15 protein-coding genes are annotated in these 15,046 nt (G+C 40.2%); 1 reads left to right on the top strand and 14 read right to left on the bottom strand.

Translation table 11 applies throughout. The features are described 5' to 3' along the window. Positions 1-445: 445 nt before the first annotated feature. Both I6E85_RS17690 and I6E85_RS17685 read right to left on the bottom strand, forming a co-directional pair. Entirely contained in the window at positions 446-2,239 is a 1,794-nt protein-coding gene (locus I6E85_RS17690; RefSeq protein WP_024591272.1) for a choice-of-anchor I family protein, read from the bottom strand. 83 nt (positions 2,240-2,322) lie between these two features. Continuing rightward, entirely contained in the window at positions 2,323-3,552 is a 1,230-nt protein-coding gene (locus I6E85_RS17685) for an acyltransferase family protein (protein WP_024591273.1), read from the bottom strand. Positions 3,553-3,696: 144 nt separating this feature from the next. Here I6E85_RS17685 and I6E85_RS17680 point away from each other — a divergent pair, with 144 nt between their 5' ends. After that, positions 3,697-4,539, top strand: coding sequence for a LytTR family DNA-binding domain-containing protein (locus I6E85_RS17680; RefSeq protein ID WP_197237188.1), 843 nt, complete (start codon positions 3,697-3,699; stop codon positions 4,537-4,539). Positions 4,540-4,566: 27 nt separating this feature from the next. On the opposite strand, the gene glmU is transcribed toward I6E85_RS17680, so the two are convergent. The 12 genes from glmU to I6E85_RS17620 form a co-directional block, all read right to left on the bottom strand. Then, complete coding sequence (gene glmU / locus I6E85_RS17675) at positions 4,567-5,925, bottom strand: bifunctional UDP-N-acetylglucosamine diphosphorylase/glucosamine-1-phosphate N-acetyltransferase GlmU (RefSeq protein WP_101163105.1); 1,359 nt, start codon at positions 5,923-5,925, stop codon at positions 4,567-4,569. A 285-nt stretch (positions 5,926-6,210) separates the two neighbouring features. Further along, positions 6,211-6,633: a F0F1 ATP synthase subunit epsilon gene (locus I6E85_RS17670; protein WP_007377666.1), complete on the bottom strand. Its 423-nt coding sequence runs from the start codon at positions 6,631-6,633 to the stop codon at positions 6,211-6,213. Positions 6,634-6,646: 13 nt separating this feature from the next. Further along, entirely contained in the window at positions 6,647-8,032 is a 1,386-nt protein-coding gene (gene atpD, locus I6E85_RS17665) for a F0F1 ATP synthase subunit beta (protein ID WP_007585971.1), read from the bottom strand. Positions 8,033-8,065: 33 nt separating this feature from the next. After that, entirely contained in the window at positions 8,066-8,926 is an 861-nt protein-coding gene (gene atpG, locus I6E85_RS17660; RefSeq protein ID WP_007585974.1) for a F0F1 ATP synthase subunit gamma, read from the bottom strand. Positions 8,927-8,986: 60 nt separating this feature from the next. Further along, positions 8,987-10,528 carry a F0F1 ATP synthase subunit alpha gene (atpA, locus tag I6E85_RS17655; protein ID WP_007585976.1) on the bottom strand — a complete coding sequence of 514 codons (1,542 nt, stop codon included), beginning with the start codon at positions 10,526-10,528 and terminating at the stop codon, positions 8,987-8,989. Positions 10,529-10,542: 14 nt separating this feature from the next. Beyond that, positions 10,543-11,076, bottom strand: a complete 534-nt coding sequence (gene atpH / locus I6E85_RS17650; RefSeq protein ID WP_007585978.1) for a F0F1 ATP synthase subunit delta — start codon at positions 11,074-11,076, stop codon at positions 10,543-10,545. Positions 11,077-11,092: 16 nt separating this feature from the next. Continuing rightward, positions 11,093-11,563 (bottom strand): F0F1 ATP synthase subunit B, encoded by a 471-nt coding sequence (gene atpF, locus I6E85_RS17645; RefSeq protein ID WP_004335264.1) that lies wholly within the window; start codon positions 11,561-11,563, stop codon positions 11,093-11,095. 41 nt (positions 11,564-11,604) lie between these two features. Continuing rightward, entirely contained in the window at positions 11,605-11,847 is a 243-nt protein-coding gene (gene atpE / locus I6E85_RS17640; protein WP_007585980.1) for a F0F1 ATP synthase subunit C, read from the bottom strand. A gap of 61 nt (positions 11,848-11,908) precedes the next feature. Beyond that, positions 11,909-12,766 carry a F0F1 ATP synthase subunit A gene (gene atpB, locus I6E85_RS17635; RefSeq protein ID WP_024592268.1) on the bottom strand — a complete coding sequence of 286 codons (858 nt, stop codon included), beginning with the start codon at positions 12,764-12,766 and terminating at the stop codon, positions 11,909-11,911. A 15-nt stretch (positions 12,767-12,781) separates the two neighbouring features. Further along, positions 12,782-13,162 carry an ATP synthase subunit I gene (locus I6E85_RS17630; protein WP_007585983.1) on the bottom strand — a complete coding sequence of 127 codons (381 nt, stop codon included), beginning with the start codon at positions 13,160-13,162 and terminating at the stop codon, positions 12,782-12,784. A 142-nt stretch (positions 13,163-13,304) separates the two neighbouring features. Continuing rightward, positions 13,305-14,228 carry a ParB/RepB/Spo0J family partition protein gene (locus I6E85_RS17625; protein ID WP_024591276.1) on the bottom strand — a complete coding sequence of 308 codons (924 nt, stop codon included), beginning with the start codon at positions 14,226-14,228 and terminating at the stop codon, positions 13,305-13,307. A 20-nt stretch (positions 14,229-14,248) separates the two neighbouring features. Beyond that, positions 14,249-15,034, bottom strand: a complete 786-nt coding sequence (locus tag I6E85_RS17620) for a ParA family protein (protein ID WP_004335235.1) — start codon at positions 15,032-15,034, stop codon at positions 14,249-14,251. Positions 15,035-15,046 lie beyond the last annotated feature (12 nt).

Here is a 15,046-nt window from a genome sequence, read left to right as displayed (position 1 = left end):
TTAGAACTCAATCTGTACGAGTGCCCACACAGATGATTGCTTTATATTGTTAAAGAACGTTTTGAGTCGCTTTAGCGCCTCAAGGGATGCGAATAATACACCCTTTATTTTTCGAGTCAACACTTAGTTTTAAACTTTCTTTTTAGATAATTTAAAACCGAAGTTTTATTTAACTCTCTGAGTAGTTCGTGCCTCGCTATGCGTTGGCGTTTCCTGTCTCAGTGGGGTCGCATTATAGGGAGATTCGAGCGGGAGTCAATGTTTTATTTCAGCTTTTTGACAATTAAATGAATTTAGTATGAAAGCTATACAAATAGAGGGCTGCAGGATACTTTTAGTTTAAAAAATACTCATAATTTATGTATCAATTGATGATGTATTAGTAAGGTTTAAACTAAGCTGTATGTTAAACAAACAACACACAGCTTTATTTAAAATTAAAGATTTATTTAGATGCTATTTCCCATACGGCAATAGAGCCTGATATTTCATTTCCAACAATTAAGAGTGGATTTCTTGTTGCACTTTGCTCTGCTGAAACGAATACCATTCCCTCAGGCGCTAAATCGCCTGTAATATTAGCTCCTTTGATTAAGCCTCGATTATAGAAGTAGTCTTCAAATTGCACATTGTATGGATTAGTAATGTCGTAAACCATAATGCCGCCCATACGTTCTAATCCAACAAAAGCAAATGTACGATCGTCAATTTTACCAATAGTCAGCGCTTCAGGCTCTGCGCCTTTATCATCTGAACGTGAGTCACCTTTGTTTTCATCTTCATTATTGTTAAATGATTCACCATGCACAGATGCTGTTATACGTGCTATATCGTCACCTGAATCAAAAACCACCAGCCCATTGCTATCCCAAATAGTAAAAGAACGTGCGCCATAGCCGTAAAGCGATTCGTATTGTCCGTCGTTATTGGTATCGCCTTTTATTGTTGTTACTTTTAAGCGACCAATATCATCATCGTCATTATTTAAGTAATCAAAATTAGCAGCAAGCGTTAAGTCTTCAACGCGGCTTTCATCTATATAAGCTAAGCAGCCATCGTCTTTATCGTAATCAAGCCCGCCCTTTGCTATACAGTCTGCTTCATCCGTTGTATCAAAAAAGTATTCTCTTGTGTCACCTTCGTTGGCAGTAACTATAAAGTTAGCGCCTTTCCAACTAAAGCTTGAGATAGTATCGGGCTGGTACATACCATAGAGCCCTGGGTATGATTTAAAATTCACGCCGCCGTCTTTATCTGAGGCATCAAGTTGTAAGCTTGACCAATCTTTAAAGCCTAAGCCCTTTAGCTCAAGACTGTTGTCTTGTAGGTTAACTATTGCAAGTGCATTGTTTTCTTGAATAGATACATAAGCATATTTGTTATCTTTAGAAATGCTAACGTACTCGGGCTCTAAATCCATAGCTACGGTGGTATTTATTAGATTACCGTTAATAGTACGACCATTTGGGTTTGCAAAAACTCCCCCTTGCGCTTCTAGTTCGGTTTGTTTGTTGTTATAGGCTTTAAAATCAATATTTATTGCTGTATCGGCTATTACATTATTTGTTATATCGATAATACTAATAGAACCTTCAGGATCTACGCTGTAGTCGCCACTTGGTTCACCTTCGTTAGCAACCACTGCCTTTGCGCCATCATGGGTGAACGTCACCATGTCTGGTAAAAATCCGACTGTAACATTTTTAATAAATACAGGTGAGTCGCCGCTTATATCGTAAAAAGCAATTTGACCTGCATCACCCGTGCTTTCAGCAGCCATTGCCACTGCAAGTAGATTGTTATTTTCATCAATAGCAATGCTGTTTGCATCGCCTTGGGTAAACTCGTTTAAAGGCAACGTAATAACGGATGTTAAATTTGTGCCGTTTATAACCCCTTCGTTATCTTTAACGAGTGCGGCAGTATCAAAGGTGTCTGCGGGTAAAATATTAATAACAGCGTCATCACCTGAACTGTTAATAGCGTAAATCCATTTTTTAGATGCTTGATATGCAACTATTTCAGCTGCACCTTCTGGGCTTTGTGCATTTAATACACCTCTACCCACAAGGTTAATATTTAATGCTGAATTGGCATTTATACCATTTAACCCATTAGTCCCACCTGTGCCTTGTTCTCCCTGTAATCCTTGAGAGCCGTTTTGACCATCGTCACCATCAAGTGAGCAACCAGTAAGAACAGATATAAGTGACAGCGCAATAATTGATTTTTTAAACATGTAATTTTCCTTAGTATTGTATTTGCTAAATATCAACACACAGGCATGACAAGATTATGGCAGTTTTAATACAGCCCCTTAGCCTAAGTAATTAGCTTATACGCTAGCGGAGTTATTAGAATTAAAGCGGCCGTATAGCCAATCGTTTTTACAGTCGGGGAATAATTTCGTTTAATTGCAACCCCTAGCAAAGGTCTAAGTACATCAGTACGTGTAATACCCCATGTAATAACACCGCAAAAAGACCAAGTCCCTGTAATAATGATGAATGGCTCAGCAACAGGCCCTAAACTTAAAGGCTGTAGTAAAAAACACAAAACAATCAAAATGCTTTGATGCAATAAATAAAAGGGAAACACCCATACATTGAGCTGTTTTAAATAGTAAGTATTAAAATTTAAAAATCGACGAGCGAGCGCAAGTACAAAAAATACACCTACAACACGTTGAATATTGTAGCTACCGATTAAAATAAAATGAGGAAGAGTAAACACCTTCTGATAACTTAATATTATAAGTACAAACAAAACCGCAAAACTCAAAGCCAGTAATACCAAGTTTTTATTTAAGCAGTTCCAAAAGTAAGTGTTTTTAGCAAGTATGTATCCTGAGAGTAGCAGTATTAAGCCGTTAGTCTCTCTGATTGAATCGCCAGTTAAGTAATGGCTTGTAAATAGTGTGGCAATAATGAGCAAGGTAATTAAAAACCCAAATGACATACCCCCTTTAACAAATGTTTTTAAAGGCGCAATAAAGGGCAAGCGTGCAAAAAGAGTTAAAACAATAATGATCAGCATAAATTGCCACAACGAGCGCAAATACCATAAGTGATTTACATCCACATTCGGCCACACTCCAGACTGATAATTAATAAAAAGCGTATTGTTCGTCTCTATAAAAGCTAAATAAAATTGCCAATAGCTAATATCAATAACACCTTGCTGTGACATTTCTGCAAACAGCTGTAAAGGCACTATTAGCCATAACCCCACCAGCAAGGGTAATAGTAAAAAAATAGAGCGGTATAAGGTGAAATGTAACCAAGACTTAAAGCTGCTTACTTTATCAATCATAAAACGCAGTGCTACGCCCGATATAAACCAAATGAGTAACATGCGCCAAGGTGAAAACACCAACATTAAATATTCAACATACTGTGATGTATAATTACTCTTAAAATGAAACCCCCAGTTTTCGCTATACAACATGCCAATGTGATAAAAAGTTAGCGACGCAAATGCGATTACCCTAAGCCAATCAAGATAATATTTACGCGAATTAACTAATGAAGGTTGTTGTACTTGAGTGCTCATGCTTTTACTACTTTATGTATGCTATGCGCTATTCATACCTAAAGCTCTCGCTAAAACTATCTATAAGTGCTTATATTACAAGCAATAGTGATAAAAGGTGGTATACAGGGATAAGCGTGCCACATCAGCAATAAGCATACATTTATGAACCTACAGCACTTTCAACGTTTTCAAAGCATTTACGCATCAGTATTACTGTGTGCTTACGTATTAATTAATAATACAGTGAACGCTACAACCCAAATAATGGAAGCCCAAAGAGAAGGGGCTTTAACTTTTTTAATGTGGGAGCCATTTGTTTGGGAGTATTCAAGTGCCTTGAGTACTTTGCTTATATTCCCTATTTTAATTTGGTTTTTAAGACACTTATCTTTTAATTGGCAAAATATTACGGCTTCATTAGGTATGTACTTTGGTGCCTCTATTATATTTAGCGTGTTACACGTTGGTATTATGGTAGGGGTTCGTAAATTCATATATTTGTTGAATGATGGGTCTTACAACTTTGGACTTAGCTGGTTTGAGCTTATTTATGAATACCAGAAAGACGCTATAAGCTTTGTGTTTTTCATCGTACTTATCAAAGTATATCAATATGTGGTGCAGCAGTTACTAGGTGAAGCCTCTTCAATTGAAGAAAGTGAGCAGCAAACAGCATCGACCATAAACCGCCTATTAGTTAAAAAGCTCGGAAAAGAATTCATTATAAAAATAGAGGATGTTGATTGGCTTGAATCGTCGGGTAATTATGTAAACCTACATATAGGCTCACGTATATATCCGTTAAGGGCAACGCTTACAGCATTGAGCAAACAACTTGAAGTACAGGGATTTTGTAGAATTCACCGCAGCCATGGCGTAAAACTCGATAAAGTGGAGTCCATTACAGCACTCCCCAGTGGCGACAGTGAAATAAAACTAACAACAGGTAAAGTACTTAACTTGTCTAGACGCTATAAAGAGCAATTTAAACTTCAGCTAAAATAAAAAAGGCTACCTAAGTAGCCTCTATTGTTATTTTTTAACTGGGCGTTTCCAACCCGTTAAATTACGCTGTTTAGAGCGTGCTATTGCTAATTGATCATCTTCAACGGTACTGGTGATCACAGAGCCTGCACCAATTGTTGCAGTTGCACCTATATTTACTGGAGCAACGAGTGATGAATTAGAACCAATAAAGGCATTATCGCCAATAATAGTTTTTGCTTTGTTAACACCATCGTAGTTACAGGTAATAGTGCCAGCGCCAATATTCACTTTTTCGCCAATTTCAGCATCACCTAAATAACTTAAGTGGTTGGCTTTAGAGCCTTTACCTAGTCGGGTTTTTTTCATCTCAACAAAGTTACCAATGTGTGAGTCTTCTTCCATTACAGCGCCTGGGCGAAGGCGAGCATAAGGACCAAGCGTACACTTATCTGCAACTGTGGCATCTTCAATCAGCGTATTAGCTTTAATAATAACGTTATCACCAATACTACAATTTTTAAGGACACAGTTAGGACCTATTTGTACATTATTACCAAGCGTGACCGTGCCTTCAAAAATAACGTTTACGTCGATAAGTACATCTTCACCGGTGGTAACTGTTCCTCGCACATCAATACGCGCAGGGTCAGCAAGTGTTGCGCCATTTAACATTAACTCTTCTGCTTGCCATGCTTGGTAAGCGCGCTCTAAGCCTGCAAGTTGTACGCGGTTATTTGCGCCCTCAACTTCCATTGCATGGTCTGGCTGAGCTGAAGTGATTTCTACGCCTTCACTGTGAGCCATTGCAACGATATCTGTTAAGTAGTACTCGCCTTGTGCATTATTGTTAGATAAGTTACCTAACCATGTTTTTAATAGCTTACCGTTAACAGCCATAATGCCTGTATTTACTTCGTTAATAAGTAACTGTTCTGGGCTTGAATCTTTTTGCTCAACAATACCAACTAACTTACCACCGGCACGAAGCATTCGACCATAGCCATTTGGGTTTACCAAATTTACCGTTAATACAGCTAAACCATTTTTAGGTGTTGCGGCTAATAAACGCTCTAGTGTTGATTGCTTTGTTAGTGGTACATCACCGTATAAAATTAATACCGTGTCTTCATCATTAACATGAGAGTTGGCTTGCGCTACTGCGTGGCCAGTACCAAGTTGTTCAGCTTGAAGTACCCAATTTACATTGTTATCGGCAAGTTGTTGTTGTAATAGTTCGCCGCCGTGTCCGTAAACTAGGTTTGTAGTCGTTGCACCTAATGCCATCGCATTATCAATAACGTGCTGCACCATTGGTTTACCTGCAACTTTGTGCAAAACTTTAGGTAGAGCAGAGCGCATACGAGTACCTTTACCCGCAGCAAGAATAATAGTTGTTAGAGCCATTAAAACAATTTCCTTTTTTCGTTGTTTTAGCTAAATAAGTCTTATGTTTAATCAGAAGATTACGTAAATCACTTCTTGTGCAAATACTCAGTAAGTTAGTTTATTAGTACTGAATCTTGACTGAAAAAACACACTTAATTGGATGACGTTATTGTAGCGAGGATTCCGGCAGGATATAAGTGTAAAAGTGTAGATAATAATCGGACTAAGGTATTTAGTGTAAATACAAAAGTAACAGGCACAAAAAAGCCCACTTAAAGTGGGCTTTTTACAAACCGGATAGGCTTACTTGTGACGTAATTGCTGAATTACGCGTAACTGAGCAACTGCTTCTGCCAGTCGCGTAGCCGCTTGCTGATAATCAAACTCAACAGCTGACGAATTCGCCATATGTTCTTCAGCTTCACGTTTAGCTTTTTGTACAGAATCTTCATCTAAATCTTCACCACGAACCGCAGTATCTGCAAGAATCGTGATGTGATTTGGTTGAACTTCTAATGTACCGCCAGCAACATATATCACATCTTCGTGACCAAATTGCTTAACTAAACGTACCATACCAGGTTTAAGGGCAGTTAGTAGTGGAGCATGGCCTAGGTTTACACCCAGCTCGCCTTCACTACCAGATACTTGAATCGATTCAACAAGACCAGAGAACAAACTCTGCTCAGCGCTTACTACGTCAAGATGTACAGTCATAGCTGTCATACTACCCTCCTAGTTACATGCCTTTGGCTTTTTCTTGAGCTTCTTCGATAGAGCCAACCATGTAGAACGCTTGCTCTGGCATATCATCAAATTCACCGTTTAAGATGCCTTTAAAGCCAGAAATTGTATCTTTTAGTGATACGTATTTACCAGACGCGCCTGTAAACACCTCTGCCACGAAGAATGGCTGAGATAGGAAACGTTGGATTTTACGTGCACGAGATACAAGTTGCTTATCTTCGTCAGAAAGCTCGTCCATACCTAGGATTGCAATGATGTCTTTAAGTTCTTTATAACGCTGAAGAACTGTTTGAACGCCACGTGCTGTATCGTAGTGCTCTTGACCAATTACTTGTGGGTCAAGTTGACGTGAAGATGAATCAAGTGGGTCTACCGCTGGGTAGATACCAAGTGACGCGATATCACGTGAAAGTACTACTGTTGCGTCTAAGTGAGCAAAGGTAGTTGCTGGAGATGGATCCGTTAAATCATCCGCAGGTACGTATACCGCTTGGATTGATGTAATTGAACCCGTCTTAGTAGAAGCGATACGCTCTTGAAGCACACCCATTTCTTCAGCAAGTGTAGGCTGGTAACCTACCGCTGATGGCATACGACCAAGTAGTGCAGATACTTCTGTACCAGCAAGAGTATAACGGTAGATGTTATCTACGAAGAAAAGTACATCGCGACCTTCATCACGGAACTTTTCAGCCATAGTAAGACCTGTTAACGCTACGCGTAAACGGTTACCTGGAGGCTCGTTCATCTGACCGTATACAAGCGATACTTTATCAAGTACGTTTGAATCGTTCATCTCATGGTAGAAATCGTTACCCTCACGTGTACGCTCACCAACACCTGCGAATACTGAGTAGCCGCTGTGCTCGATTGCGATGTTACGGATAAGTTCCATCATGTTTACAGTTTTACCAACACCGGCACCACCGAATAAACCAACTTTACCACCTTTAGCAAACGGACATACAAGGTCGATAACCTTGATACCAGTTTCTAAAAGTTCAACTGAACTTGATTGCTCTTCGTATGAAGGTGCTGCACGGTGAATAGACATACGGTCTTCTTCGCCGATTGGACCCGCTTCATCGATTGGCTCACCAAGTACGTTCATGATACGACCAAGTGTTGCTTTACCAACTGGAACTTGAATCGATTCACCTGTATTCATAACTAAAGCACTACGACGTAAACCATCAGTAGTACCCATAGCGATAGTACGCACTACACCGCCACCTAGCTGCTGTTGAACTTCTAGAGTCAAACCAGCTAAATCGCCATCTGTTACTCTTAGTGCGTGGTATACCGCTGGCACGCTATCTTGTGGAAATTCAATATCCACAACGGCGCCGATAATTTGGACGACCTTACCTAAACTCATGTCTATTCCTCTCGTTAATCTTTACCCGAAGCATTAAACTGCTGCTGAGCCAGAACAAATCTCACTAATTTCTTGTGTGATTGCTGCTTGGCGAGCCTTGTTATAAACAAGCTGTAGCTCATCCATAAGGTCACCTGCGTTATCAGTTGCAGCTTTCATTGCAACCATACGAGCAGCCTGTTCAGAGGCAGCATTTTCTACCACACCTTGGTATGCTTGAGACTCAATAAAGCGTACTAACAAAGACTCTAAAATAGCCTCTGGGTTTGGCTCGTATAAGTAATCCCATGTGTGAGCAGATACTTCTTCTTCAGCTTTTGGCAAAGGGAGTAACTGATCTATAATTGGCTCTTGCCTCATGGTATTAACGAATTTGTTATATACCAAGAATAAACGGTCTATTTTGCCTTCAGAAAATGCATCAAGCATAACTTTTACAGGACCAATAACGTCTTGTACTGAAGGTTTATCTCCTAGGCCCGCTTTTTTAGCGAGTAGTTGACCACCAAAACGTTGAAAGAAGCCAGCTGCTTTACTACCTAAAGTAGCAAATTCAGCATCAACACCTTTTTCTTTCCACGCTTTAACATCAAGTGCAACTTTCTTAAACTCGTTTGAGTTTAGACCGCCACACAGACCACGGTCTGTAGAGATAACAATATAACCAACTCGTTTTACTTCACGATCTTTTAAGAACGGGTGAGTAAAATCAAGATTTGCTTGAGCAACACGACCAATTACTTCACGTAATTTGTCAGCGTATGGACGGCTTGAAGCAACGCGTTCTTGCGCCCTTTTCATTTTAGACGCAGCAACCATTTCCATTGCGCTAGTGATCTTTTGAGTATTTTTAATACTCCCGATCTTGCTTTTAATCTCTTTTCCGCTGGCCATGACTCTCTCTCCGAATCAAGGTGTGCTTTAGTTTCCTAAAGCGCACCATTAATAACTAAATTACCAAGTTTGCGTAGACTTGAACTTCGTTAGAAGTTCTTTAAGCTGCGCTTCGATCTCGGCATTCAAGTTACCAGTTTCATTGATTTGAGCCACAAGCTCTGCGTATGTGCTATTTGCATACGAAAGTAAAGCTGCTTCAAAGTCACCGATTTTCGCGATTTCGATGTCTTGAAGGAAGCCTTTTTCAGCAGCAAATAACGACAAAGACATATCAGCAACAGACATTGGCGCGTACTGTTTCTGCTTCATTAGCTCTGTTACACGCTCACCATGCTCAAGTTGAGCACGAGTTGCATCATCAAGGTCAGACGCGAACTGCGAAAACGCAGCTAATTCACGGTACTGAGCTAGGGCTAGACGGATACCGCCACCTAGTTTCTTAACGATTTTAGTTTGTGCAGCACCACCAACACGCGATACCGAGATACCAGCATTTACTGCCGGACGGATACCTGAGTTGAATAAGTCAGTTTCTAAGAAGATCTGACCATCGGTGATAGAGATAACGTTAGTCGGTACGAACGCAGAAACGTCGCCGCCTTGAGTTTCAATGATTGGCAATGCCGTCAATGAACCAGTTTTACCTTTCACTTCACCATTAGTGAACTTTTCAACGTAATCTGCGTTTACACGCGATGCACGCTCTAAAAGACGAGAGTGAAGGTAGAATACGTCACCTGGGTATGCTTCACGGCCTGGTGGACGCTTAAGTAGTAATGAAATTTGACGGTAAGCAACTGCTTGCTTAGACAAATCATCATATACGATTAATGCGTTTTCACCACGGTCACGGAAGTATTCACCCATAGTACAGCCCGCGAACGGTGCTAAGTACTGAAGTGCCGCAGATTCAGAAGCAGATGCAACAACTACGATAGTATTTGCTAGTGCACCATGCTCTTCTAATTTACGAACTACGTTTGCAATAGTAGATGCTTTTTGACCAATCGCAACGTACACACACTTAACGCCTGTGTCTTTTTGATTGATGATTGCATCGATTGCTAGTGCAGTTTTACCTGTTTGGCGATCACCAATGATAAGTTCACGTTGACCACGACCAACTGGAATCATCGCATCAATAGATTTATAACCAGTTTGAACTGGCTCATCTACAGATTTACGCTCGATTACACCTGGTGCAATTTTTTCTACAGGTTCAAACCCGTCGTTATCTAGAGCGCCTTTACCATCGATTGGAGCACCTAGTGTGTTTACAACACGACCAAGTAAACCAGGACCAACAGGAACTTCTAAAATACGACCAGTTGTATATACTTTTACGCCTTCAGTAAGGTCAGCGTACGGACCCATTACTACTGCACCAATTGAGTCGCGCTCAAGGTTTAGTGCGATAGCATAACGGCTGCCAGGAAGCTCAATCATTTCACCTTGCATACAGTCAGCAAGACCGTGGATGCGGATGATACCGTCAGTAACAGATACAATAGTACCTTCGTTACGAGCTTCACTTACAACTTCGAACTTCTCAATACGTTGTTTGATCAGATCTGAAATTTCAGTGGAATTAAGTTGCATGCTCTTTTTCCCAATTACGATTGTAGTGTTGTAGCTAAGCGGTTTAATTTACCGCGAATAGTACCGTCGATTACAGTGTCGCCAGACCTAATAATAAGTCCACCAACCACTGACGCGTCTTCACTACAATTCAGCTTAACTTTGCGTGCGAAACGTTTTTCAAGTGCCGCTACCAATGACTCTTGTTGCGCAGCAACAAGAGGAGTTGCAGAAATCACATCTACTTCGATTTCTTTATCGTATTCTGCTTTAAATTCAGCAAATAACTGTGCAACTTCAGGTAGAGCTGTCAAACGTCCATTTTCAGCCATCACCTTAACTAGGTTCTGACCTTGTTCGTTGAGCTGCTCAGCACAAAGTTGAATAAATAATTCAGCTTGTGCAGTAGCTGTAGGCATACTCGCTAAAACAGACGATGCTTGCTCATTGCTGGCTACATGGCCTGCAAAGAACAACATATCATTCCAGCTTTCTAGAGTGCCTTTCTCAACGGCAAGTTCAAAAGCCGCTTTAGCGTATGGGCGAGCGATAGTAGTCAAATTAGACATGCTCATACCCTCCTAATTACAGCTCAGCGACAAGTTTTTCAACGATGTCACTATGTGCGGCTTGATTAATTTCACGCTCTAAAATACGTTCTGCGCCAATCACTGCCAGAGTTGCTACTTGCTTACGTAGTTCTTCTGTTATGCGATTACGTTCAGACTCAACTTCAGAGTGCCCTTGAGCAATGATACTTTCACGCTCTTGTTGACCACGAAGTGTTTCTTCGTCAACAATTAGCACTGCACGCTTTTTAGCTTGATCAATGATATCAGCCGCTTGAGCTTTTGCATCTTTAAGCTGTTCAGCAGCTTTCTTTTGCGCAAGTTCTAAGTCTTTTTCGGCTCTATCAGAGGCAGCTAAACCATCTTCGATTTTTTTCTGGCGAGCTTCAATTGCACCGTTTAGTGGTGGCCATACGTATTTCATACAAAATAATACGAACACCGTAAACGCAATCAATTCACCGATAAGAGTGGCGTTTAAATTCACAACCGCTCCTCCTTAAATAGTAAGCTGTTCAAAGAATAAAATTAAAGTACGAACAACAATACCATAGCGATACCAACACCAATCATTGCTACAGCATCGATTAGACCAGCAAGAATAAACATCTTAACTTGTAGCGAAGGTGCAAGCTCAGGTTGACGCGCACATGCTTCAAGGAATTTACCGCCCATGTTACCAAAACCGATTGCTGTGCCGATTGCACCAAAACCGATTAGTAAAGCTACTGCGATGTATTTTAAGCCTGTTAATAATTCTAAAGCTTCCATTTATTTCTCCAAAGTTTCAATTGTAAAGTTAAAAGTAAAAGTAAAATTGTAAATCTAAAAATTAGTGATTATCTGAACTTGCCATGCTTAGGTATACAATCGTAAGCATCATGAATAAGAATGCTTGTAATGTAATAACTAGAATATGGAATACAGCCCAAACAAAGTGCAACGGTAGTTGCATAAAACCGATAGCGCCGATCAAGATGAAAATCAACTCACCAGCATATAAGTTACCAAACAAACGTAGTGCTAATGAAAACGGTTTAGAAACGAGTGCAATCAGTTCAAGTAATAAGTTAAATGGTATCAAAATAATTTGAACGAACACGTTATTTGAGTTGAACGGATGAAGCGTTAACTCTTTAATAAACCCGCCAATACCTTTTATTTTGATTGAAAAGCCAACCATTAGTATAAATACACCCAGCGCTAGCGCTGAAGTCATATTAATGTCAGTCGTTGGTACAATTTTCATGTACACATCGTGTGAATCCATACCAAATGCAGTCTCACCAACGAAACCTGCAAATGCTGGAAGGAAATCAACTGGTATTAAATCCATTAAGTTCATTAAGAACACCCAAACGAAAATCGTTAAGGCTAATGGTGCAATAAGCTTGCTTTTACCATGGAAAGTATCGCGTACGTTGTCGCCAACAAATTCTACGATTATTTCAATAAAACACTGAAATTTTCCAGGTACACCTAGAGTTGATTTTTTAGCGGCACTACGAAAGATCCATAAAAATATAAGACCTAAACCGATAGACCATGCAAGGGTATCTATATGCCATGTCCAGAATCCACTGTCCGTACATGCTTTATTGAAGGCGAGACCTGTATCGGTCGAACACATCTTAGCATTGGTCAAATGGTGCTGGATATGGCCAGATAGAGTAACTTCTTCTGCTGCCATGTTATATCCCAAAAGTTAATGTTTAAAAAAAACGGGTGCGAACAATCCAGTAAAGAGCGCCAGTATATAAGTACTAAAAAAGGGTAATAAAATTACCGGAAAATGCTTCAGTACTAGCGCAAACAATACAATTGTTAGCATAAACTTTAATCCGTTGCCGCGTTTCAACGAGGCATACGCTTGATTTGCTCGACTTGCACCCATATATCTGAATGCATAAAGTGCAAATACAAAGTGCGGAAGTACTGCTACAGCTCCACCAGCGAGTGATGAAAGCGAGGCATTGACTCCCGAACTAAAAAAAATAATTACAGCAGCAACTAATGCTACAACACCCTGAAGGCAAATTAACTTTAATACGGCAAGTCGATATGGACTCGCTAACTTATCAGTCACGTTTAGTTAACCTTTATTGCGTTCTAATTGTTAGGGTGTGAAAACTGGCGAAATTATACTTAATCCTGCCAGTTTTGCAACTTGAGTAGATGCTTTGTAACACGAAATAGCTACAAATGTCCCTTTTTAGACATGTAGAAAACTAATGGTGGGTATTGTCGTGATTGATACGATTTAAAATGCCGTCAAGTTCATCTAGGTTAGTATACGAAATAACCAGTTTACCTTTACCTTTTTTATTGTAGTTAATCTCTACTTTAGCACCTAGATTTTCAGCGAGTTGTTGTTCTAACTGCTTAACATCTGGATCTTTTTCGGTTATTTCTTTAGCAGGTAAAGGTTCTAAAATTGAGCGTACGAGCTTTTCAGTTTCTCGAACTGTTAATGCTTTAGCTACAGCTAAACGAGCAGCATCTGACTGCGCTTCACCTTCAAGGGCTAACAGGCAACGAGCATGGCCCATTTCAATATCGCCATGTTCTAACAGAATTTTTACATCACTATTTAAGTTATTTAAACGCAATAAGTTAGTTACAGTCGTACGTGATTTACCCACCGCATCTGCTACTTGCTGATGTGTTAATTCAAATTCTATTAGTAAACGATTAAGTGCAACTGCTTCTTCCATGGCATTTAAATCTTCACGCTGAATATTTTCTATCAGTGCAATCGCAACGGCAGCTTCATCAGGTACATCTTTAATAATACAAGGTACTGTTTCAAGCTTAGCTATTTGCGCTGCGCGCCAACGACGCTCACCCGCTATAATTTCAAAACTATTGTGTGCAATAGGGCGCACAACAATGGGTTGAATAATACCTTGTGAGCGAATAGAACTAGCAAGCTCTTCTAGCGCCTCTTCAGACATGTCTTTACGAGGTTGGTATTTACCAGAGTGTAAAAACTCTATTGGGAGTTTTTGTAATTCACTATTATTAGCTGCGGCATTTTGCACAGCCTCAGAAACGTTTGATGTGTCGTGTTCCTTGCTTGGGCTTGGTGCAGGCTTTGACGAACTTAAAAGTGCATCGAGTCCTCGGCCTAAACCTCGTTTTTTAGCAGACATGTTATTTTTTTACCTCAAAGTTAGGCGACAACGGACGCTGTTTTTTCTTTTCTGCGTAACATTTCACCAGCGAGTGCTAAATACGCTTTAGCGCCACTTGATGCCCGGTCATAGTACATAGCAGGAGTACCAAAACTAGGTGCTTCAGCTAAACGAACATTACGCGGGATCACCGTACGGTATACTTTATCGCCAAAATGTTGTTTTAATTGTTCTGATACATCATTAGCCAAACGGTTACGCGGGTCGTACATAGTACGAAGTATGCCTTCAATTTGTAAGCTAGGATTCACTAACTTAGCAAGTTGCGTAATCGTATCCATTAATGCGGTTAACCCTTCAAGTGCATAATACTCACACTGCATTGGCACTAAAATAGAATCAGCTGCGGCCATTGCATTAACAGTTAACATATTTAGAGAGGGTGGACAGTCGATAAAAATAAATTCGTACTGGTCCTGAATTTTTTCAAGTGCGTTACGTAAACGCACTTCACGGGCAAATAATTCCATCAATTTAACTTCTGCAGCGGTTACATCACCGTTTGCAGCAATCATATGGTATTCGCCAGACGTTTCTTTAATGATAACGTCTTCTATAGGTTTATCTTCAATAAGTAGGTCGTAAATAGTTGGCACGTCGCCATATTTATCTACGCCACTACCCATAGTCGCATTACCTTGCGGATCGAGATCAATTAACAGCACTTTACGTTTCGTTGCAGCCATAGACGCAGCGAGGTTAACAGCGGTTGTAGTTTTACCCACTCCACCTTTTTGATTTGCTAATGCGATGACTTTTGCCACGGTGTCTCTGAT

This window comes from Pseudoalteromonas sp. NZS71, assembly GCF_015864715.1.
Lineage (GTDB): Bacteria > Pseudomonadota > Gammaproteobacteria > Enterobacterales > Alteromonadaceae > Pseudoalteromonas > Pseudoalteromonas arctica.
Note: the sequence above shows the minus strand (reverse complement) of the source record. Positions and strands in the feature narration are given on the sequence as shown.

Bases quoted from the DNA above. Each gene is read 5' to 3' on its own strand.
- I6E85_RS17690 (WP_024591272.1), bottom strand. From the start codon at position 2,239: ATGTTTAAAAAATCAATTATTGCGCTGTCACTTATATCTGTTCTTACT.
- I6E85_RS17685 (WP_024591273.1), bottom strand. From the start codon at position 3,552: ATGAGCACTCAAGTACAACAACCTTCATTAGTTAATTCGCGTAAATAT.
- I6E85_RS17680 (WP_197237188.1), top strand. From the start codon at position 3,697: ATGAACCTACAGCACTTTCAACGTTTTCAAAGCATTTACGCATCAGTA.
- glmU (WP_101163105.1), bottom strand. From the start codon at position 5,925: ATGGCTCTAACAACTATTATTCTTGCTGCGGGTAAAGGTACTCGTATG.
- I6E85_RS17670 (WP_007377666.1), bottom strand. From the start codon at position 6,633: ATGACAGCTATGACTGTACATCTTGACGTAGTAAGCGCTGAGCAGAGT.
- atpD (WP_007585971.1), bottom strand. From the start codon at position 8,032: ATGAGTTTAGGTAAGGTCGTCCAAATTATCGGCGCCGTTGTGGATATT.
- atpG (WP_007585974.1), bottom strand. From the start codon at position 8,926: ATGGCCAGCGGAAAAGAGATTAAAAGCAAGATCGGGAGTATTAAAAAT.
- atpA (WP_007585976.1), bottom strand. From the start codon at position 10,528: ATGCAACTTAATTCCACTGAAATTTCAGATCTGATCAAACAACGTATT.
- atpH (WP_007585978.1), bottom strand. From the start codon at position 11,076: ATGTCTAATTTGACTACTATCGCTCGCCCATACGCTAAAGCGGCTTTT.
- atpE (WP_007585980.1), bottom strand. From the start codon at position 11,847: ATGGAAGCTTTAGAATTATTAACAGGCTTAAAATACATCGCAGTAGCT.
- atpB (WP_024592268.1), bottom strand. From the start codon at position 12,766: ATGGCAGCAGAAGAAGTTACTCTATCTGGCCATATCCAGCACCATTTG.
- I6E85_RS17625 (WP_024591276.1), bottom strand. From the start codon at position 14,228: ATGTCTGCTAAAAAACGAGGTTTAGGCCGAGGACTCGATGCACTTTTA.